This is a genomic window from Pseudomonas sp. TCU-HL1, assembly GCF_001708505.1.
Taxonomy (GTDB): domain Bacteria; phylum Pseudomonadota; class Gammaproteobacteria; order Pseudomonadales; family Pseudomonadaceae; genus Metapseudomonas.
Window position 1 is genome coordinate 544,930 of sequence record NZ_CP015992.1, and the last position, 21,020, is coordinate 565,949.

Below are 21,020 nucleotides of genomic sequence, written 5' to 3' on the forward strand. Positions count from 1 at the left end.
CCTGTCAGTCCCGGTTGGCAAAGGCGGCGCTGACGCTGCCCAGTCCCTGGATATGGGCGGTGAAGACGTCACCAGGCTGGACCGGGACCATCGGACCGAGCGCCCCGGTGAGGAGGATGTCGCCCGCCCGCAGCGGTTCGCCAAGGCGGGCCATGGTGTCGGCGAGCCAGACGGCTGCATTAAGCGGGTTATCCAGGCAGGCCGCGCCGGCGCCGACGGAAACCGGCTCCCCTCGCAGTGTCATGCTCATGCCGCAACGCACCAGGTCCAGGTGTTCCAGCTTCGCCGGACGGGTACCGAGGACAAAGAGGCCCGACGAGGCGTTGTCGGCGATGGTGTCCACGAGGCGGATGTCCCAGTCGGCGATGCGGCTGCCGACCACCTCGATCGCCGGCAGGGCGAAGGCGGTGGCGCGGATCAGATCGGCCAAGGTGTGATGTTCGTGGGGCAGGTCATGCTCCAGCACCAGGGCGATCTCGGCCTCGACCTTGGGCTGGGCGCAGTCCGACCACGCGATCGGTTGGCCATCGCCACGGGCCATGTCGGCCAGCAACAGGCCGAAGTCCGGCTGGTCGACGCCGAGCTGGGCCTGCACCCGGGGATTGGTCAGGCCGATCTTGCGACCGACAGGACGACGGCCCGCGGTCAGGGCGGCCTGGGCATTGTGGCGTTGCACGGCGTAGGCCAGCGTCACCGGGTCGGCATTCGGCTCGTCAGCCAGGGCCGCGGCGATCAGATCGCGCACCGGAGCGCAGGGCTGGCCGCTCTGTTGCGCCTGGCGCAGGCGGTCGGCGGCTTCGAGGAGGGCGACATGCATGGGAATACTCCTGCTCAGGGATTGACGCAGACGGTGGTGGCTTCCGAGTAGAAGTCCAGGGAGTGGCGGCCGCCTTCGCGGCCGAGGCCCGAGAGGCGGGCGCCGCCGAAGGGCGTGCGCAGGTCGCGGAGGAACCAGGTGTTGACCCAGACCATGCCGACGCGCAGGCGCCGGGAAACCTGGTGGGCGCGCTTGAGGTCACGGGTCCAGATGGCGGCGGCGAGGCCGTAGGCGGAGTCGTTGACGCGACGGATCACTTCTTCGTCGCGGTCGAACGGGGCGATATGGCAGACGGGGCCGAAGACTTCCTCGCGCAGGCAGCGGGCGTCATCGGACAGGCCGGTCCAGATGGTCGGCTGCACGTAGGCGCCGTTATCGCGTACGTCGCCGAACTGTGGCACGCCGCCGCCCGTGACGACTGTGGCGCCTTCGCTGCGGGCCAGTTCAAAGTAGCCGAGGACCTTGTCACGGTGCTTGTGGGAAATCAGCGAGCCCATGTTGACGCCGTCCTCGTCCGGGAAGCCGATCTTGAGCTGTTCGGCGCCTTCCTTGAGGGCGGCGACGAAGCGCTCGTAGATCGGCCGCTCGACGTAAATCCGTTCCGAGCAGAGGCATACCTGGCCGGAGTTGGTGAAGCTGGAGCGCAGCACACCGGCCACGGCGGCGTCGAAGTCGCAGTCGGCGAAGACCACGGCGGCATTCTTGCCGCCCAGCTCGAAGGACACCTCGCGCACGCCCTCGGCCGCCGCCTTCATGATGGTGGCACCGGTGCGGGATTCGCCGGTGAAGGTGATGGCGTCCACATCGGGATGGCGGGTGAGGAATTCACCGGCCGCGTTCGGCCCGAAGCCGTGGACCAGATTGAACACGCCCGCGGGCACGCCGGCCTCCTGCATCACCTCGGCCAGCAGAGTGGCGGAGGAGGGCGAGTCTTCCGAGGGCTTGACCACCACCGAGTTGCCGCAGGCCAGCGCGGGCGCCACTTTCCAGGTGAGCAGCAGCATCGGCAGGTTCCAGGGCGAGATGATCGCGACCACGCCATGGGGTTTGCGCACCGTATAGCTGAAGACATCGTTGCCATCGGCGGTGCGCATTTCGTAGTACTCGCCACCGGCCTGGCGGATCAGTTCGGCGAAGGTGCGGAAGTTGTGAACACCTCGGGCGATATCCAGGGTCCGCGCCTGATGGACGGGGCGGCCGGTATCGGCCACTTCGGCGGCTACGAAGTCCTCGAAGCGACGTTCGATGCCCTCGGCGATTCGCAGCAGCACGTCGGCGCGCTGGCTGGCGCTGTAGCCGGCCCACGGGCCTTGCTGGGCCGCCTTGGCGGCGGCGACCGCGCGATCCACCAGCACCGCGTCAGCTTCGCAGACCTGGCCAAGTATGCGGCCGTCGATGGGAGACACATTGTCAAAGGTCGTGGGGGTGGCGACGAACTCGCCGTTCACGAAGTGGCGCAGCAGGGGCAGGGGAGCGGACACGACAACCTCCGATTCTTGGAATTTCGGAGGAGTCTAGGGAGTCGTCGTATAAGCGAAAAATGAAATGATTGCTGTCTGGTATTAGAGAGCGGAATAGCTGTGTCAGGTCGCCTGTTCGCCATGCTGCTCCCGACCGGCCTGCTCCAGGCACTCGCGGAACAGCCGCGCCGCCGGCCCCAGTTCGCGGGTGCCGGAGCGGAAGTAGCCGATGTCGCCGAACTGCAGGTGGGTCCCCAGGTCAAGGGTACCCAGCAGCCCGGCTCCGGTGAACTGGCGCGCCGCCTCCAGCGGCATGACCGCGACGGTTTGCTGGTCCTGCATCAGGCTGATGTTGGTCAGGATCGACAGCGACTCGACCACGTTGGACGGCGCCGCCAGTCCAGCCTCGTCGAACAGGCGATCGACGGTGCGGCGCAGCAGCGAGTCGCGGGTCGGCAACACCCAGGGGTAGTCGAGCAGGGCCTGCAGGCTGACCGGCGACCGGCCGATCAGGGGGTGGTGCGCGCCAGCGACGACGGCCAGTTCTTCGCCGTAGAGTACTTCGACCTCCAGTAGCGAGGACTCGTGATGCCAGCGCCAGTCGTCCGGCACACGGCCCACGACCAGGTCGACCTCGCCCACGGCCAGGGCCGGGAACAACTGGTCCATCTGGCCCACCCGCAGCGAGACGAGGACCTTCGGCGCCCGTTGCTTGAGCAATTGCAGGGCCCGGGGCAGCAGCGAGCTCGAGGCGGAGATCAGGGTGCCCACCATCACGTGGCCGGAGGTGCCTTCCTGGTAGGCATTGACCTCGTCGGTCAGGGAGCGGAGTTCGGCCAGCAGCGACTTGCTGCGGCGCGCCACCAACTCGCCCAGCGGCGTCGCGCTGACGCCCCGGTTGCCACGGATCAGCAGCGGCGCATCGAAGTAGGACTCCAGTTCGTGGATGATCTTGGTCACCGCCGGCTGGGTCAGGCTCAGGGCCTGGGCCGCGCGCAGCAGGGAGCCGCTCTGCAGGACCTGGTCGAATACCACCAGCTGGTAGAACTTCAGTTTGCGGGCGACGGACAGGTGGGTGAACTGCATGCGTGACCTCAGATGCGGGGCTCGGGGGGAGGAGCATCGCATAATTGAGGCTGCCCGATTTCAGGGGCGACACAAATTGGGAACTTCTGGCGCTGGAGCCGGAGGGAATCAGGTTGTGACCACGACTGCCGGGTGGGTTTGGATGGACCTTTCGCTCAGATCAACCCTTGATGCAATAACCACTTGATAAACCATCAACGCATCTGTTGATACAGTGTCGTCCGTCAACCAACGTCCAGATGGGCAGTTGTCGAGTGCAACACGTTCATCCAGCGTTACCTCGACCTGAACCTGGGGTTCGCAGCTGGCAGGCAAGCTGGTGGGGGCGCCACTGGGGCGCGCGCTTCAGGCAGCAAGTCGTTGTTAATAGTCCCCCCGTCGAGGCCATTCCCTAGTCGCGGCAGGCAGAGGGGCTGAGCCCGGTCCATCGTTTGAAGGCTCGGCGAAAGCCGCGTACGTCGCTGTAGCCGAGTTCTTCGGCGATGCGTTCGATAGGCATTTCCGGGTTGCTTAGCAGGCTCATGGCGCGTGCCCGGCGTACTTGCTCCAGCAGTGCGTCGAAGGTCATGGCGTGTTCGGTCAGGCGGCGGCGCAGGGTGCGGCTGCTCATGTTGAGGTCGTTGGCGACTTTCTCGATAAGGCTGCCGTGCGGTAGATCGCGGGCGATGGCGCGCTCCACCGTCTGCAGCAGGTCTATCTTCTGTTGCACCTGAGCGCTTTCCAACTCCAGCAGGTTAAGCGCCTGGCGCAGGGCGACGGGCTGGTGGTTGGGCAGGTGCGTGTCCAGCCAATGGTTGGCGATCACCATGCGGTTGTGTAGGCAGCCGAAATGCAGGTTCGGCCCCAGCAGGCGGCGATACTCGGCTTCGTAGGTGGGGGCGGCGTGGGTGAACTCGAAGCGCAGGGGCCAAAATTCGGCGCTGATCAGCGCGCGGTTGTAGACCATCAGGCTTGCGAAGAACTCCTCCACAGCGAACACCTGGATGTTTGCATAAGGCAGCCGGCATTCCACCTCGACGAAACTCTCCTCGGCGCCTTCGTGCAGGCTGCACACCGCCATGCCGCCGGAGGTGTGCTGAAAGCGCATGCCGACCTCGAAGGCATCGCGCAGGGTCCTGCTCAGTGATAGCACGTGGCCGAGCAGGCCGAGGGTGCCGAGCACGTTCCGGTGCCCGACCCAGAGGCCGAGACCCCGGTCGGGCAGCGCCGTGAGCGCGCGCTGGATCATTGTCATCGCCTGCCGATAGGAGATGCGCTGGGCAGGATCCTGCAGGTCTTCCGGGGTGAAGCCCAAGCCGCGGCACAGGCGCTCGCTGCTGAGGCCATTGTCGCTCGCGACTTCCGCCAGGGTTTGCAGCAGGAAGGGCGAAACCATGGCCAGTTCGAATTGAGCGTCGATGGGTTTCATTGGCATGGACAGCTGCTCCCCAGCCGGGGCGGCTTCAGTTCTTGTTCTGGATTGGGGCGTACCGCGACGGCGTGACGGCGGAACAATCATATCGCGTTCGCGGGCGGCCCATGGGTGGATGTAACAGGAGATTGCAGTCTGTCCCCGAAAGCCCCCCTGATTGGCCGGCAATACCCTGCCTCGTCTGGCGTCGAGCGCTTATTTCTATGCTGCAGCCCGGGCCATGCCCAGGTGTCGTCCGCCAACAATAAGACTGAGCCCAACCATGAACCCGATCCGTCGCCCCCGCCTGCCGTCGCCGGCAGTCTGCCTCGCTATTGCGTCTTCCATCGCTGTACCGGTCCATGCCACCGAAGCCGGCGTCGACAACATCGGTCCCGGGACCGATGGTTTCTTCGTTCTGCCGCTGGACGTGAACAACCTGCCGGACCACATGTTCGCCTTCAACCTCTATTACAACCACTATGAAGCCCGGAAACTGGACATCAGCTCCCTCGGCGGAAAGGTGCAAGGGGTGAATATCACCTCCGACGCAATCATCCCGCGCCTGGATTACCTGAGCCCACTGCGGATGTTCGGCGGCCGAGTGGGTGGCTATATCGCGCAACCCTACATGCGCCAGCAGGTCGCCGTATTCGGTTTGCAGGACCGCCGCGAGAGCCAGGGCGATACCACGATCGCGCCAATCATCCTCTGGGACATGGGCAACGACCTGACCCTGGGCGCTGCGCTGGAGATCACGTTGCCCACCGGCGACTACGATGCTTCGCGTCTGGCCAACACCAGCAACAACTTCTACACCTACAAGCCGCTGATTTCCGCGACCTGGCTGCCCACGGAGCGCACCGAGCTATCGATCAAGGCCACTTACAGCTTCAACGAGGAAAACCATGCCACCGATTACCACTCTGGGCAGTTGTTCCACTTCGACTACTCCGCCAGCTACAAGGTGACCGACAACCTAAGCCTGGGGGTAAATGGCTACTACCTGAAGCAGACCACCGATGATAAGCAGTTCGGCAAAACCGTGACCTTCATGGGGCAGGATGTTGATGACGGCGTGCGCGGCCAAGTGTTCGCCATTGGCCCGGCTGCGCACCTGACCATTTTCAAGTACGCCAGCGCCGAAGTGCGCTGGGCCAAGGAGTTCGCGGTGGAAAATCGTCCCGAGGGCGAGATGCTCTGGGCCAAGCTAACCATCCCCTTCACCCTCTGATCATTTTCCGGATGCAAAAAACCTCAGGTCGGTGACATGAGGTTTTTCAGAGGGCTCAATGATCCCGGGTGGTCAACTGTACACCGACCAGTTCTCGACGATCCGGCCGTCACGTACCGCCAGGAGGTCGCCGAACTGAAGCAGCACCGACTCGGTCTGGGTCGGGCGCAGGAACACCTGATCGTCCACTTTCAGGCCAGCGGTGCTGGATCCGTTTACCATCTCCTGGTTGGAGCTGCGGCCGTAGAGGCCGTTGCTCTGCAGGCCTTTGGGCGACTCGAATTCAGCCATCCAGTTTCCGCCATAGATGAAGAAGGTTTCGCGCTGGTTGACGTCCCACCAGGAGAGCAGTGCCGACTTGCCGTCCAGCGCCGGAATCTTCACTGCCCCGGTACTCTTCAGCACCGGGCTGGCAATGTAGGCCGCTGGCTGGTGTTCGCTGAGGGACGGCAGGTCATAGTGGGTCGGCTTGAGCATCGCTGTGCCCACTGAGACTTCGCTGCTCAGCTGTTCGTTCTCGTGCATGCGGTAGCTCGGACTTCCCGCAGTGTTAAGCGTTAGGCCCGGACGCCAGAGCGTGGCATGCTGCCGGCGGGCGTAGTCGACGAAGCCGTTGTAGCGGGTCATGACCTTGGCGAAGAGTTCCTCCGGTGAGCCCAGGATGCCGGGCACGCCCATGCCGACGAAGGGGTCGTAGCCCATGAAACCAGCGAACTCCAGGTGCCGCGGGTTGGCGCCGATCAGGGTGAGCATCCGCCCCAGGGTCGCCTGGTCCTGCACCCCGCCACGGTGCAGTCCGACATCCAGCTCGATGTTGATCCGAAGCCGGGTGTTCAGGCCTTGGGCAAGCTGCAGGTATTGCTGCAGGCGTTCGGGTGTATCAAGCAGCCACTGCAACTGGGTTGTCGGGTTGAAGGTGCCACGGTGGTTCTCGTAGAACAGCTGTGCCGAGCGCACCGGCAACGGTTTGCCGAGCAAGAGGTCGGCATCGGGAAAACGCTCGGCATCGTGACTGAGGAACGGCTGGTGGAATGACATCAACCGACGGGTGCCGGCGCGTCGGGCGATATAGTCGAGCAGTTGCGGCGAGGGCAGCGACTTCTCCACCAGGCGCAAGTGCTTGCCGGCACGGCGTACCGACTGCATCACCACGTCAATGTTGTGATCCAGCCGATCCAGGTCGATCAGTAATACCGGCCTCATCGGACCGCGGGCCTTGAGCTCACGGTTCAGCTTGGCGAAGTACTCGCTGTACGGGGCGCCGTGGTCGGCTGGCCGCAGCCAGGCGCCGACCCCGGCGAGCAGTGCGCCGACACCGGCCGTACCGACGATGAAGTTGCGACGATTCATGGGTACTCCCCTCTCAAGCCACGCCCAGGATCGATGACAGATGCGCATTGAGGAACTTGCCGCGCGGGTCCAGTTCCTGGCGCACCCCGACGAACTCCTCCCAGCGTGGATAGAGCGGCTGCAGGTTGCGTGCGTTCAGCGTGTGCAGCTTGCCCCAGTGCGGCCGGCCGGCGTACTTCCAGAAGATCGGCTCGATGGCGGCGAAGAAGTTGTGATGGTCCATGTTGTAGTGCTGGTGCACGGAGATCGAGCAGCTGTCGCGTCCTTCGAACATGCTCAGGGGGATGTCATCGGCCTTCACATAGCGATACTCGATGGGGAACCAGGTACGCAGGTCCTTGTCGCGGATTAGCTTGAGAATCTCGCGTAGGCAGGCCGGGCCGTACTCGGCAGGGAGCGAGTACTCCATCTCGTTGAAGCGCACGTTGCGTACGTTGGCGTAGATCTCGTAGGAGTCACCGATCCGATCCTCGAAGCTGGCGATATGGCGCAGGCTATTGAGCAGCACGCGGCGGGCGGCTGGGAAGTCGCTGCCGTACTTGTCGAGCTTCTCGATGAAGCTGACGAATTCGTTGCCGCCTTCCTCCGCAGGGTCCTGCGGTGGGGGGCTCGGGTCGCTGGTTTCGTTCAGGGCAATGGAAAGTGCGTAGTCGGAATGGGTCACCACCAGCATTTCCCAGTGCTGGTTCTCGCGGGTGTTCTTCTCCACGTCCTCGAGCAGTTCCTCGGTTTTGGCGATCCATTGCCGCTCGCGCAGGCGATAGGGCGTGCGATTCTGCATGCGCACCCGGGTGGCCACGCCGAGGGCGCCGAGGGACACCCGCGCGGCATTGAATACCTCGGGGTTGCGCCGGTTGTCGCAGTCCAGCACCTCGCCGCTTGCGGTCACCAACTGCAGCCCGGTGACATGCGCCGAGTAAGAACTGAAATTGACTCCGGTGCCATGGGTCGAGGTGGAAATCGCCCCAGCCAGGGTCTGGTAATCGATATCGGACATGTTGTGCAGTGCCTGGCCGATCTCCTTCAGTGCCGGGCCCATGCGCGACATTGGCGTACCGGCGGCGAACTCGGCCTGCAGGGTACCGGCATCGTACTCGAGCAGACCGTTGAAATAGCTGAGCGAGAGCAGGGTTCCGTCGGTGGGTACCAGAGCGCTGAAAGAGTGTGCCGAACCTACCGGGCGGACTTTGCCTTCGGCCTTGCGGATGGCTTGGATCAATTCGTCCAGGTTCTTCGGCGCCAGTCGCGCCTGCGGCAGGCAGCTCTGCCCGCCGGACCAGTTGCGCCAGGGGATCAGTCGTGGAGCTCGGACCAGTTGTGCCATCACTGGGGTGCTGGAAAGTGTCGCGAGCGCGCCGGCGACGGCAGCCTGTTGCAGCAGCTGGCGTCTGGTTAGGTGCATAGCCATGAGGGCGACCTTGAGTGCTTATTGGAGTTGCTGACCGGACATGAAGGAAATCAGTGCCAGGAATTCTTCCTCCGAACACTGCATGCACATGCCCATTGGTGGCATTCCGTTGTAGCCGTTGATGCTGTGATCCAGCAGGGTGTCCACCCCTTGGGCGATCCGCGGGCTCCAGGCTGGCGCATCGCCGGTCAGCGGTGCCCCGGAGGCCGGGTCGGCGTGGCATAGCTTGCAGCTGCTGTCGTAGACCTGTGCAAGTGCTTTGTTGGCGGGAGTCAGCGTGGCAGCGGTACGCGGTACAGCTGGTTTGGAGTCCACGCCGCAGCCACCGAATAATCCGGCCAGGGCCAGCAAAGCAGCTGCACTGCACAGTCGCCTGACTGTCGATTCCATCCAGCTGAGGCCTGGCTTGGTCCCTGACAATAGCAATGTTCTGGTTGCCAGCATGGCGTTCCTCTCCTGTTCCGTGCCAGCGAGTTGGACACGGATACTTGTTACGGTTAACAAGGGGGAACACTAAGTCAGGCGCCGCCCGCGCTTGAGGGCATTGGCGGCCAACAAAGGTGGCTTAACAGGCCAGCGCGGCTAAGCATGAGCCCAGCTTCACGATTGTGCAGCGGTTTGTGACGGCCTCGAATCTACCGAACGCGCACTGCTATGCAGCGAACGATGAAGTCGCAAGGCTTTTGCTATTTCACCATCGACTGTCCGGGATGGGTTGACCACTACACTTTCAGGCACCTATATAGGCCCTGAAGTTACAGCGACGTAGGCGTGGCTGATCACTCCCAGCTCTGGTGCAGTTTCATCCAGTGGCAGAAGTCCAACTCAGGTTTTGCTCGCTGAGTTAGGCAACTTTCAGCGAACATGCCCAGGCAGCAAATGCGACATCACCTTTTGGCCAGTAATTCAGAGCGGCCAATCAGCTCACGGCTGTGTTCGGGTTTGCGCGGCCCAGAGAAGCCGGCTTCTGCGATGGCAGTATCCAAACCGCGAAAATGCGGAGCTGCTTTTGGGCTGCGCAAGGTCTCCATGCCGACGTTCCAGGCATGAATTTTGGGACAACACCCGAGACCGCTACCCGAGCGTATTGCCGCACCAGTGCGGCGAATCGTGCGGTGGTATTTTCCGCCTTGAGCAGGTGGCTTATCTCTAACGGCGCCATCTCGATGCCAGGCTGAATGCCTTCGGGCGTGACCGAGACTCTGCCGATACCGGTGCCTCCTACCAGGCCCGGCAACGATAGATCGGTGCCATCGAGCAGTGGGCCGAACTCCTCACGGATGACGTTCAGCAAATACCCCTCGGGAAGGTTCTGCCGGAAAAATGGAAACAGATCGCGGGGCCAGCGCCATGGCTCTTCACGAACGGGCATTGCCAGGCTGACAAAGTCTTCCAGGGCTGTTCCAGGCAGATATCTCAGGACGTACTCGTCTCGCTCCCGGTAGAGCTGGCCACGAGCCTTGAGCGGACATGGACGTCGAGAATCATGATTAGCCTCTCCCAGAACGCTGCTCGTTGAGGATGTCCTCAACTGTCCGTTCGTGGCTGGCTTTTACCAGCTACAAGTCGTAGCTAGCCGCCTCCAGCAGACGGACAAGCGCCGATACGCTCATGTCGCCTTTGGCCAGCGTCTCCATGCGGGCTACGGTAGGCCGCGATACGCCTGCGCGGCTGGCCAGTGCCTCTTGGCTTAGATTCGCGTCACTCCGCGCTTGCTTCAGCATTTCGGCGACATCGTATGAGAGAAGACATTTGTAGCTCTTGGGCCACATTGGCCTATGAGTCCAAGAAGGGAGCTTCTAGCTGCTTGGTAAACCCGGCAGGGCGCTGTGATCTGCGTTTGAATTTTCGCGTGCGCGAAAAAAGCAGTTGCCTAGAGCTCACTTTCTAGATGGCACACTGATTCAGTGCGACCTTAGATCGCCCCTTCAGAGCGAAGCTGGTCAAGGGCCTGGAAATACAGGGTCTCAGCATGCAGTAAAATCTCATCATGGCTCATGCGATTGAGGATAGACAGATAGTCTTCTCCGGCAGGCGTTATTGATCTTGTGGGCCATGCGGTACTGAATTTGTACCTTTGGGCTATAGGGCTGGTCTAGTTGTTTTCTCTGGAGGCATGAAAAAGCCGCGCAATGCGCGGCTTTGATTTGGTGGGCCCACACGGACTCGAACCGTGGACCAAAGGATTATGAGTCCTCTGCTCTAACCGACTGAGCTATAGGCCCCAGAAGGCCGGCGGATTATACAGGCGCCCTTTGCTGGGCGCCAACCGCAGGGAGGGGACTGAGGAAAGTTCGTGCGAAGGTCTCGGCCGGCAGGGCTGCGCTGACGATAAAGCCTTGAATCTGTTCGCATCCTTCGGCGGCGAGGAAGTACTCCTGGGCCTTGGTTTCGACGCCTTCGGCGATCACGGTGAGTTGCATGCTACGGCCGAGGGCGATGATGGCGCGGCTGATGGCGGCGTCGTTGGGATCGTCGGGCAGGCCACGGACGAAGGACTTGTCGATCTTCAGGACATCCAGCGGCAGCCGCTTGAGGTAGCTCAGGGAGGAGTAGCCGGTACCAAAGTCGTCGATGGCCAGCTGCACGCCGAGGGACTTGAGGTTGTGCAGCACGCAGAGGGCTTCTTCGGCCTGGCTCATGATGAAGCTTTCGGTGATTTCGAGTTGCAGGCGTTGGGGTTCCAAGCCCAGGGTCTGGATGAGCAACTGCAGGCGCTCCACCAGCAGCGGCTGACGCAGTTGGGCGCCGGCAAGGTTTATGGAAAGGGGGCCAAAGGGGGCATGGCCTTCTTGCCACTGCTGCATCTGCCGGCAGGCATGCTCCAGCACCCAGTCGCCCAGCGGCAGGATCAGGCCGGATTCTTCGGCCAGGGGGATGAAGCGCTCCGGCGGGATTTCGCCCAGCCTCGGGTGATACCAGCGTACCAGGGCTTCGGCGCCCACCAGGTTGTGGTGCTGCAGGCTGAACTTGGGTTGGTAGCTGAGGGACAGTTCGTTGCGCTCCAGGGCGCGGCGCAGTTCGGTTTCCAGGGCCATGCGCTCGGTAGCCTGGCTGGTCAGGTCGCGGGTGTAGAACTCGATGCGGTTGCGGCCGCGGGCCTTGGCCCGGTACATGGCGGCGTCGGCGTTCTTCACCAGGGTGGCGACGTCCAGGCCGTGTTCCGGGAACAGGCTGATACCGATGCTCGCGCTCATGAAGAACTCGTGTTGCCCGGCGGGAACGGGCGCTTCAAAGCAGGCCAGCAGCTTGTTGGCCACTGTCTTGGCGTCATTGGCGTTGTGCAGGCCCGGCAGCAGGATGATGAATTCGTCGCCGCCCAGGCGGGCCACGGTGTCGATGTCGCGCAGTTGTTCGCGCAGACGGCCGGCGATGCCTTTGAGCAGCAGGTCGCCCACCGGGTGGCCGAGGCTGTCGTTGATGTGCTTGAAGCGGTCCAGGTCAATGAACAGCACTGCGCCATGGTGGTCGTCACCCGTGGCATCGGCCAGGGCCAGTTGCAGGCGGCTTTCGAACAGCAGGCGGTTGGGCAGACCTGTGAGCGGGTCGTGGTGGGCTTGGTAGTCGAGGCGTGCCTGGGCGTGCTTGAGCGGCGAGATGTCGGCGAACACGCCAACGTAGTGGGTGACCTGCTGGTGGCGGTCGCGCACGGCACTGATGGTGAGCCATTCGGGGTAGGGCTCGCCGTTTTTGCGACGGTTCCAGATTTCACCTTGCCAGTGCCCTTCTTGCTCCAGTTGGTGCCACATGGCGGCGTAGAAGGCGCTGTCGTGCTGGCCGGAGGCGAGCAGGCGGGGCGACTGGCCGAGGGCCTCGTCCTCGCTGTAGCCGGTGATTTCGCTGAAGGCGCGGTTGACGGCCGTGATGCGCAGGTCGGTGTCGGTGATCAGCACGCCTTCGGCCGTACTTTCGAAGACGGTGGCGGCTTGCAGTAGCTTCTCCTGCATTTGCTGCCGCTCAGTGACGTCGCGGGCGATGGTCAGCATGCAGGGCTCGCCGCCGATGGGGATGGGCTGGGCGGATAGCTCGCAGTGGCGCATTTGTCCAGTTTTGGTGCGGATGGCCGCGGTGAAGTGGCGCAGGCTGCCTTGCTCGCGGATGAGTTGGATCATGTGCTGACGGTCGGCCGGGTTGGCCCAGAGGCCGAGGTCCAGGGTGGAGCGTTCGGCAATTTCCTGTTGCTTGTAGCCAGTGATGCGGCTGAACCCTTCATTGGCTTCTAGCAGCAGGCCATCGCTGATCCGGGTGATGAGCAGGCCGTCTGGCGAGGCGTGGAAGGCACGGGCGAATTTTTCTTCTGAAACCTGCAGGAGTTGCTGGGTTTCCTTGAGTTGGGTGATGTCGCGGACGACGACGACCAGCGCCGGAGTGTCGTCCAGGTCAATGGTCTGGGCGGAGATCAGGCCGGTGAAGTGTTCGCCGTTGGCGCGGCGGAAGGGCATTTCCAGGTTGTGCAGTGGATTGCCCTGTTGCAGGCGCTGGAGAAGCTTCGGGCCGATGCCGGGAATGCCCCAGATGTCGAGCTCGGTGGCGGTGCGGCCGAGGGCTTCGCTGGCCTTGAGGCCGATCTGTTGCTCGAAGGTATGGTTGATCGCCAGCAAGCTGCCGTCGGTGCGGCGGGCGATGACGATGATGTCGGGGCAGTTGTGGAAGACCGAGGCGAACTTCTGTTCGGACAGGCGCAGGGCTTGTTCGGTCTGCTTGGCCTCGGTGATGTCGATCATCAGGCCGCGCATCATCTGGGTCTCGCCGTGGGGTATGAGGGTGATGATGTCCCGTACCCAGAGCACGCGGCCGTCAGCGGCGATCATGCGGTAGTCGAGGCTGTGGTCGCGGCCGGCGGAGGTTTCCGCTTCGCAGAAGACGTTGGCCCAGGCGGTGTCGTCGGGGTGCAGGGTGCGGTGCCAGAAGCCGGGTTCCCGCCAGGTGCTCAGGGGATAGCCGAGCAGACGTTCGGCATGGGGGGAGACGTAGGTGTAGCAATAGTCTTCGACGCGCATTTCCCAGGCGATGGCGTTGAGGCTTTCCACCAGGCCGCGATAGTGCTGTTCGCTGCTGCGCAGTTCCTCCTGGAGGGCGGCGCGGCTGGTCATTTCGTTGCTCAGTCGGCGGTTGACGCGCAGGACGAAGGTGAGCACGCCGGCGATCACTAGCAGGCCGGGCAAGCCGTAGAGCAGGACGCGGCTCCAGTCGGTTCCTTGATAGAGGGCGCCCCCTACCCAGCGCTCCTGGATGGCGGCGGCTTCTTCCGGGGTAATTTCGGCGAAGACCTTGTCGAGGATGCCGGCCAGGATCGGGTGGTTTTTCGGCGTCGCCATGGCCAGTTGATAGCGGTAGGGCGTCTCGCCGCTGATGCTGATGCCTTCGAGCTTTAGCTGGCGCAGGCTCCAGACACTGGAGGCGAGGTCACCGACGAAGGCGTCCACCTGGCCGGTGGCAAGTGCCTGGAGGGAGGCGGCCACGGAGGGGTGGATCTGCAGGCTCAAGTCGGGGTGCTGGTTGCGCAGCAGTTCGTGCGGCGCGTAGTCGGCCACGACGCCGACGCGCAGGCCGTAGAGGTCCTCGATATTGGACGGCTGCGGGCCACGGGTCTGGGACAGGATGACGATGGGGAAGTCGAGGTAAGGGCGAGTGAAGAGCAGGTATTGCTGGCGCTCGGGGGTGGACATGATGCCGGGCAGCAGGTCCAGGTCGCCGTTGCGGGCCTGTTGCAGCACTTCGCTCCAGCTACTGGGTTCTACGGGCGCGAGTTGGATGTCCAGACGCTGGCGGACCAGCCCGATGTAGTCGGCGGCAAGGCCCTGGTGGTTGCCCTGGGCGTCCCGGAACTCAAAGGGAGGCCAGGAGGCGTCGATGCCCAGTCGCAGCTCGCCGCGATGGTCGAGCCAGTCCTGTTCTTCCTGGGTGAGCTTCAGGGCGCCGGCCGGGAAGGTCCAGAGCGCCAGCCAGAGCATCAGTAGGGCCCGCGCTCGCGCCATTGGCGGCCTCGTTCCTTTAAGGGGTGTCAGGCAGCAGTGTAGACGTGGCCGCTGGCCATCTGGAAGGGGCAGGCGCAGCCATGGAGTGAGCAGAAAAGAAAACCCCCGGACTGGCCGGGGGTTTTCGTATCGCTTACTCGTCGAGGAAGGAGCGCAGGTGCTCGCTTCGCGACGGGTGACGCAGCTTGCGCAGCGCCTTGGCTTCGATCTGGCGGATACGCTCGCGGGTGACATCGAACTGCTTGCCGACTTCCTCGAGGGTGTGGTCGGTATTCATGTCGATGCCGAAGCGCATGCGCAGGACCTTGGCTTCACGGGCAGTGAGGCCGGCCAGGACTTCACGGGTGGCTTCCTTGAGGCTTTCCACGGTGGCCACATCGATCGGGGACTGCATGGTGCTGTCCTCGATGAAGTCGCCCAGGTGGGAGTCTTCGTCGTCGCCGATCGGGGTTTCCATGGAGATCGGCTCTTTGGCGATCTTCAGAACCTTGCGGATCTTGTCCTCAGGCATCTCCATGCGCTCGCCAAGCTCTTCCGGCGTGGGCTCGCGGCCCATTTCCTGCAGCATCTGGCGGGAGATGCGGTTGAGCTTGTTGATGGTCTCGATCATGTGCACCGGAATACGGATGGTGCGCGCCTGGTCCGCGATAGAGCGGGTGATCGCCTGGCGAATCCACCAGGTGGCGTAGGTCGAGAACTTGTAGCCGCGACGGTATTCGAACTTGTCCACCGCCTTCATCAGGCCGATGTTGCCTTCCTGGATCAGGTCGAGGAACTGCAGGCCACGGTTGGTGTACTTCTTGGCGATGGAGATCACGAGACGCAGGTTGGCCTCGACCATCTCTTTCTTTGCCCGGCGAGCCTTGGCTTCACCGATGGACATGCGACGGTTGACGTCCTTGATCTCGTTGACAGTCAGTTCGACTTCCTGCTCGAGATCCACCAGCTTCTGCTGGTTGCGCTTGATGTCGTCCACCAGCTTGCCAATGGCTTCGGCGTACTTGGCCTTGCCTTTGGCCAGGCCATCGGCCCAGCCGAGGTCGACTTCGTTGCCCGGGAACAGGCGCAGGAAGTCGGCGCGCGGCATGCGGGCGTCACGCACGCAGAGCTGCATGATCGCGCGTTCCTGGCCGCGGACGCGGTCCAGGGCACCACGGACTTTTTCGACCAGAACGTCGAATTGCTTCGGCACCAGCTTGATCGGCATGAACAGCTCGGCCAGGGCCAGCAGCTCTTCAGCGGCCTGCTTGCTGTCGCGACCATGCTTCTTGACGGCTTTCTTGGCCTTCTCGAGCTGATCGGAAACGGCCGTGAAGCGGCGCAGGGCTTCTTCCGGGTCAGGACCGCCGTCGCCTTCTTCCTCGGCGTCATCGCCTTCGCTTTCTTCGTCTTCCTCGTCGTCCTTGTCCTTGGCCTTGGCGGAATCGTCCTTCAGGACAACAGGCTCGACTTCTTCGGCCGGCAGGGTGCCGTCGTCCGGGTCGATGTAGCCACTGAGAACGTCGGACAGGCGGCCACCTTCGCTGGTGACGCGCTGGTACTCGGAGAGAATGCCGTCGACAGTGCCCGGGAAGTGGGCGATGGCGCTCATGACTTCGCGGATGCCTTCCTCGATGCGTTTGGCGATTTCAATCTCGCCTTCGCGGGTCAGCAGTTCCACGGTGCCCATTTCACGCATGTACATGCGCACGGGGTCGGTAGTGCGGCCGATGTCGGTTTCCACTGCCGCAAGGGCGGCTGCGGCCTCTTCAGCGGCGGCTTCGTCGGTGTCGGCTTCGGCCAGCAACAGGGCATCCGCATCCGGGGCACTCTCGAATACGTTGATCCCCATGTCGTTGATCATGCGGATGATGTCTTCCACCTGTTCCGGGTCGGAAATATCCTCCGGCAGGTGGTCGTTGACCTCCGCGTAAGTCAGGTAACCCTGCTCACGGCCACGGGCGATCAATTCTTTGAGGCGAGACTGCTGTTGCGCTTTTCCGGACATAGCACCCTATCCACTTAAGGTCTTGGCGGGCTGAAAACAAGCCGAGGATTATACCTGATCCGGGGCCTTATGCGCCAGTTGAGGTCGGAGTCAGGGGAGACGTGTTGCGGCTGAGGAGATCGCGCAGCTGGTCTTTTTCCTCTGCGCTCAGTTCGCTTTGCCGCGCTTTTCGCAGCAGATTTTCCAGGCGGCGTTCCCGCTGGCGAGCCGACAACCTAGTTATAGTGTCGAAAAACTGTTGTTCAAGGTTGTCGTCGGAAATCAGCCATTCCTTTTCTGCCAACGCCCGTAGCAGGCGGCCCTGGTCGGTGCCGTGCCAGCGGGCGATCAACTGCAGGGAGCGCAGTTTCGGGTTCTTCTGAACCGCTTCCACCAGTGACACCATGAGTTGGGCGTAGGTGTCATCTTCCGCTGCGAAATGGCTGGCATCTTCCACCTTTTGTGCCAGAGAAGGATGGTGGAGCAGCGTGCGCAGTGCGGTCAGGGTGGGCGATTCCACCTTCACTTCGGTACGCGGCGGGCGCTTGAAGTCTTCGCGGCCCTTGCTCCACTTCTTGCCGTCCTTCTTCCAGTCGTCCTTTTTCCAGCCTTCCTTGCGACGCTCCTCCTTCTGCCAATTGCCCTGGGGCGCTGCGGATGGTTCGAAGTAGTGCGAGTGTTCCGGCTCGTGCTGCTGGTCGTCGTAGCCGGAGAAGGATTCGTAGTAGGCATCGTCCGAGTGCCCGCGGCTCTCGCTGTTGGTCGGTGCGCTGCGGGCGAAGTGGCCGAGGGCATCGCCGTTGAGGCCGGTGATCTCGGCCAGGCGCTGGCGCATCAGAACCTTCAGGTTGGCGCCGGGGATGCGTTCGATCAACGGTGCCGCCAGCGTCGCCAGGTGCGCCTTGCCTTCCAGGGAGGTGGGGTCGGCTTCCTGGGTCAGTTGCTGGAAGAAGTAATCGGCCAGCGGCTGGGCATGTTGGGTGATGCGCGCACGGAAGGCGTCGGTGCCTTCTTTGCGTACAAGGCTGTCCGGGTCTTCGCCTTCGGGCAGGAACAGGAAGCGCGCACGACGGCCGTCTTCCAGGTCCGGCAGGGTCGCCTCCAGGGCGCGCCAGGCGGCTTTGCGTCCGGCCTGGTCGCCGTCGAAGCAGAAGAGAATGTTCGGCACCAGGCGGAACAGGCGGCGGATGTGCTCTTCACTCGTCGCGGTGCCTAGGGTGGCAACGGCGTTGCGCAGCCCTTGTTGGGCCAGCGCGATGACGTCCATGTAGCCCTCGACGACCATGATTTCGTCGAGGTTGCGGTTGTGTTTGCGCGCCTCGAACAGCCCGTAGAGTTCCTGGCCCTTGTGGAACACCGGGGTTTCCGGGGAGTTCAGGTACTTGGGCTTGTCGTCGCCAAGGACGCGGCCGCCGAAGGCGATGATGCGGCCACGGCTGTCGCGGATGGGGAACATCACGCGGTCGCGGAAGCGGTCGTAGCGCTTGCCGGTCTCGGCGTTCTCGATCAGCAGGCCGGCATCGATCATGTGCTTTTGCTGCAGGCTGTCGCCGGCCATGTGCTTGAGCAGGTTGTCCCAGCCGGGCGGGGCGAAGCCTAGTGCGAAGTCGCGGGCGATCTCGCCGGTCAGTCCCCGGCCTTTCAGGTACTCGATCGCCGCCTTGCGGGTCGGGTGCTGTTTGAGCGCATGGCGGTAGTAGTCCGAGGCGGCGGTAAGCAGCGGGTAAAGCGGGGAATCAGTGGGCTGGCGCGGTCGGTTGCCGCGTCCGCCTTCCTCGCGCGGGACATCCATGCCGGCCCGTTTGGCCAACTCCTCGACCGCCTGGGGGAAGTCCAGGTGGTCGTGGTCCATGACGAAGCCAAGGGCGTTGCCGCCAGCGCCACAGCCGAAGCAGTAATAGAACTGCTTGTCCGGGCTGACGCTGAACGAGGGCGTTTTCTCGTTATGGAACGGGCATCGCGCGGTGTAGTTCTTGCCGGCCTTTTTCAGCTGCACGCGCGCGCCGACCACTTCGACAATGTCGGTGCGGTTCAGCAGGTCGTCGATGAAGCCTTGGGGGATCAGGCCAGCCATAGGGTGCTCGGGGCGCGGGAGGGTTCAAAGCATACTCGCGCCAGGTCGGTGGCGACAGGCGAGAGCTTGAAGCTGGAAAGCAAAAAACTCCGCCATTCGCAAAAGCGAAGCGGAGTTTCTTGTGTGCCCGTCATGCACTCGCCCGGCCGGAGCTGGGCGATGCTTGAGCGTGCGGCGGAGCCCGTTAACTCAGTACAGGCGCTCGCGGCGGCGCTGCTCGCGCTGCACTTTCTTAGCGTGACGCTTGACCGCGGCGGCGGCTTTGCGCTTGCGCTCGGAAGTGGGCTTCTCGTAGAACTCACGGCTGCGAACTTCGGCCAGTACGCCGGCTTTCTCGCAGGAGCGCTTGAAACGACGCAGGGCTACGTCGAAGGGTTCGTTCTCTTTAACTTTGACGGCTGGCATCCAGGTCGTACCTTCATCAATTACCGAATGGTCGACGCATTCCGGCAAAAAGTAGGCTCGGCGGCGCGTCGGATTTCAAGGGCTGCGGATATTAACGCCTCAAGGCCCGTAATGCAAAGCCTTCAGTCGAAAACCGCTGGTCGGCACAGGGGGCGGCGATTATGATTCGCGCCTTCTTCTTTTGCCAGGCCAGAAGGCGCGTACCCATGCTAGTGCTGGGGTTGGAAACCTCTTGCGACGAAACCGGCGTCGCCCTTTACGACAGCGAACGTGGCCTGCTGGCTGACGCGCTGTTCAGTCAGATCGACCTGCATCGGGTCTACGGCGGCGTTGTGCCCGAGTTGGCCTCCCGCGATCACGTCAAGCGCCTGTTGCCGCTGCTGCGTGAGGTGCTGGAGGAGGCCGATCGCAAGCCCGAGGACATTGATGGCATAGCCTACACGGCCGGTCCCGGCCTGGTTGGCGCGTTGCTGGTCGGTGCGTCCTGTGCTCAGGCCCTGGCGTTCGCCTGGGGGGTGCCGGCGCTCGGCGTGCACCACATGGAAGGCCACCTGCTGGCGCCCATGCTGGAGGAGCAGCCGCCGCAGTTTCCGTTCGTCGCCCTGTTGGTGTCCGGCGGCCACACCCAGTTGGTGCGAGTCGATGGCATTGGCCAGTACGCGCTGCTTGGCGAGTCGGTGGATGACGCCGCGGGTGAGGCCTTCGACAAGACCGCCAAGCTGATCGGCCTCGGTTACCCAGGCGGTCCCGAGATCGCTCGCCTGGCGCAAAGCGGTACCCCAGGGCGCTTCACCTTCCCGCGTCCGATGACCGATCGCCCGGGGCTTGATTTCAGCTTCAGCGGGCTCAAGACGTTCGCCCTCAATACCTGGCAGCAGTGCCGCAATGCTGGGGACGACGGCGATCAAACCCGTTGCGACATCGCTCTGGCCTTCGAACAGGCGGTGGTGGAGACTCTCACTATCAAGTGCCGACGTGCGCTCAAACAGACCGGTCTGAAGCGCCTGGTGATCGCCGGCGGCGTCAGTGCCAACCAGTCGCTGCGCAAGTCGCTGGGCAAGATGCTGGGTGAATTCAAGGGCGATGTGTTTTATGCCCGGCCGCGCTTCTGCACTGACAACGGCGCAATGATTGCCTACGCCGGTTGCCAGCGTTTGCTGGCTGGGCAGCAGGATGGACCGGCGATTTCCGTGCAGGCCCGTTGGCCGATGGAGCAGTTGCCCGCCGTCTGACGGATCAACGAGCCGTTTTCATTCAGGCTGTTCAGAAATGCCGTTCGCGTCCAGCGAAAAGGTCGCGTAGATTGCCGCGATGGCGCCAGACGATGAGCGCCGTCAGCACCGTCATCGGCAGCAGTGCGCCGGGTTGTTGCCAGGCCAGCAATGGCAGGGTCAGCGGCGTGGCAATGAGGGCGGCCAGGGAACTGGTGCGGGTCAGGTAAAACGTCAGTAGCCAGGCGCCGATGGCCAGCAGCGCGGCAGGGGGATAAAGCCCCAGTAGCATGCCGGCGGCGGTCGCGACGCCCTTGCCGCCACGGAAGCGGAAGTACAGGGGATAGAGGTGGCCAAGCACCGCGGCGAGGCCGATCCAGGCCTGTTGCTGGATGTCGAAGCCGCAGAGGTGGGCGACCAAAACCGGTACCAGACCCTTCAGCATGTCGCCGAGCAGGGTCAGGATTGCCAGTTTCTTTCCCGCCACCCGCAGCATGTTGGTGGCGCCAGGGTTGCCGGAGCCCTGGGCACGTGGATCACCCGTGCCGAACAGTCGGCTGAGCAGAATGGCGAAGGACAACGATCCGAGCAGGTAGGCGAGAGTCGCCAGCAGCCAAAACATGGTATCCATTCCGGGGCGA

16 protein-coding genes and 1 tRNA gene are annotated in these 21,020 nt (G+C 63.2%); 2 read left to right on the top strand and 15 right to left on the bottom strand.

Features of this window, described 5'->3' with window-relative positions:
- Positions 1 to 4 precede the first annotated feature (4 nt).
- From mhpD to THL1_RS02485, 4 genes are all read right to left on the bottom strand, one after another.
- A complete protein-coding gene (gene mhpD / locus THL1_RS02470) occupies positions 5 to 817 on the bottom strand; it encodes a 2-keto-4-pentenoate hydratase (RefSeq protein ID WP_069081803.1) in 813 nt (270 codons plus the stop codon).
- 14 nt (positions 818 to 831) lie between these two features.
- Positions 832 to 2,298, bottom strand: coding sequence for a 2-hydroxymuconic semialdehyde dehydrogenase (locus THL1_RS02475; protein WP_069081804.1), 1,467 nt, complete (start codon positions 2,296 to 2,298; stop codon positions 832 to 834).
- 102 nt (positions 2,299 to 2,400) lie between these two features.
- Positions 2,401 to 3,363: a LysR substrate-binding domain-containing protein gene (locus tag THL1_RS02480; protein ID WP_069081805.1), complete on the bottom strand. Its 963-nt coding sequence runs from the start codon at positions 3,361 to 3,363 to the stop codon at positions 2,401 to 2,403.
- Positions 3,364 to 3,754: 391 nt separating this feature from the next.
- Entirely contained in the window at positions 3,755 to 4,777 is a 1,023-nt protein-coding gene (locus THL1_RS02485) for an AraC family transcriptional regulator (RefSeq protein ID WP_069081806.1), read from the bottom strand.
- A 259-nt stretch (positions 4,778 to 5,036) separates the two neighbouring features.
- Here THL1_RS02485 and THL1_RS02490 point away from each other — a divergent pair, with 259 nt between their 5' ends.
- On the top strand, positions 5,037 to 5,987 hold the full coding sequence (locus THL1_RS02490; RefSeq protein WP_069081807.1) for a SphA family protein: 951 nt from the start codon (positions 5,037 to 5,039) through the stop codon (positions 5,985 to 5,987).
- Positions 5,988 to 6,059: 72 nt separating this feature from the next.
- Here the strand turns inward: THL1_RS02490 and THL1_RS02495 are convergent, their stop codons facing one another.
- The 10 genes from THL1_RS02495 to rpsU all read right to left on the bottom strand — a co-directional run bounded on the left by THL1_RS02495 (position 6,060) and on the right by rpsU (position 19,168).
- On the bottom strand, positions 6,060 to 7,268 hold the full coding sequence (locus tag THL1_RS02495) for a DSD1 family PLP-dependent enzyme (RefSeq protein WP_162493744.1): 1,209 nt from the start codon (positions 7,266 to 7,268) through the stop codon (positions 6,060 to 6,062).
- 82 nt (positions 7,269 to 7,350) lie between these two features.
- The gene (locus tag THL1_RS02500) at positions 7,351 to 8,745 is read right to left on the bottom strand and encodes a D-arabinono-1,4-lactone oxidase (protein WP_069081809.1); all 1,395 of its coding nucleotides are present in this window, start codon (positions 8,743 to 8,745) and stop codon (positions 7,351 to 7,353) included.
- A gap of 18 nt (positions 8,746 to 8,763) precedes the next feature.
- Positions 8,764 to 9,135, bottom strand: coding sequence for a c-type cytochrome (locus THL1_RS02505; RefSeq protein ID WP_069081810.1), 372 nt, complete (start codon positions 9,133 to 9,135; stop codon positions 8,764 to 8,766).
- A gap of 529 nt (positions 9,136 to 9,664) precedes the next feature.
- On the bottom strand, positions 9,665 to 10,276 hold the full coding sequence (locus THL1_RS02510) for a HipA N-terminal domain-containing protein (RefSeq protein ID WP_237234759.1): 612 nt from the start codon (positions 10,274 to 10,276) through the stop codon (positions 9,665 to 9,667).
- Positions 10,277 to 10,304: 28 nt separating this feature from the next.
- Positions 10,305 to 10,517 (bottom strand): helix-turn-helix domain-containing protein, encoded by a 213-nt coding sequence (locus THL1_RS30460; RefSeq protein ID WP_335721280.1) that lies wholly within the window; start codon positions 10,515 to 10,517, stop codon positions 10,305 to 10,307.
- A gap of 376 nt (positions 10,518 to 10,893) precedes the next feature.
- Positions 10,894 to 10,970: transfer RNA gene (locus THL1_RS02520), tRNA-Ile, on the bottom strand.
- 15 nt (positions 10,971 to 10,985) lie between these two features.
- Complete coding sequence (locus THL1_RS02525) at positions 10,986 to 14,723, bottom strand: bifunctional diguanylate cyclase/phosphodiesterase (RefSeq protein ID WP_069081811.1); 3,738 nt, start codon at positions 14,721 to 14,723, stop codon at positions 10,986 to 10,988.
- A gap of 133 nt (positions 14,724 to 14,856) precedes the next feature.
- A complete protein-coding gene (rpoD, locus tag THL1_RS02530; protein ID WP_069081812.1) occupies positions 14,857 to 16,710 on the bottom strand; it encodes an RNA polymerase sigma factor RpoD in 1,854 nt (617 codons plus the stop codon).
- 67 nt (positions 16,711 to 16,777) lie between these two features.
- Positions 16,778 to 18,763: a DNA primase gene (dnaG, locus tag THL1_RS02535; protein WP_069081813.1), complete on the bottom strand. Its 1,986-nt coding sequence runs from the start codon at positions 18,761 to 18,763 to the stop codon at positions 16,778 to 16,780.
- A 189-nt stretch (positions 18,764 to 18,952) separates the two neighbouring features.
- Positions 18,953 to 19,168 carry a 30S ribosomal protein S21 gene (gene rpsU / locus THL1_RS02540; RefSeq protein ID WP_010795989.1) on the bottom strand — a complete coding sequence of 72 codons (216 nt, stop codon included), beginning with the start codon at positions 19,166 to 19,168 and terminating at the stop codon, positions 18,953 to 18,955.
- A 206-nt stretch (positions 19,169 to 19,374) separates the two neighbouring features.
- On the opposite strand from rpsU, the gene tsaD reads away from it, so the two are divergent.
- Positions 19,375 to 20,400 carry a tRNA (adenosine(37)-N6)-threonylcarbamoyltransferase complex transferase subunit TsaD gene (gene tsaD / locus THL1_RS02545; RefSeq protein ID WP_069081814.1) on the top strand — a complete coding sequence of 342 codons (1,026 nt, stop codon included), beginning with the start codon at positions 19,375 to 19,377 and terminating at the stop codon, positions 20,398 to 20,400.
- Positions 20,401 to 20,431: 31 nt separating this feature from the next.
- On the opposite strand, the gene plsY is transcribed toward tsaD, so the two are convergent.
- On the bottom strand, positions 20,432 to 21,001 hold the full coding sequence (gene plsY, locus THL1_RS02550; RefSeq protein WP_069081815.1) for a glycerol-3-phosphate 1-O-acyltransferase PlsY: 570 nt from the start codon (positions 20,999 to 21,001) through the stop codon (positions 20,432 to 20,434).
- Between the last annotated feature and the right edge of the window lie 19 nt (positions 21,002 to 21,020).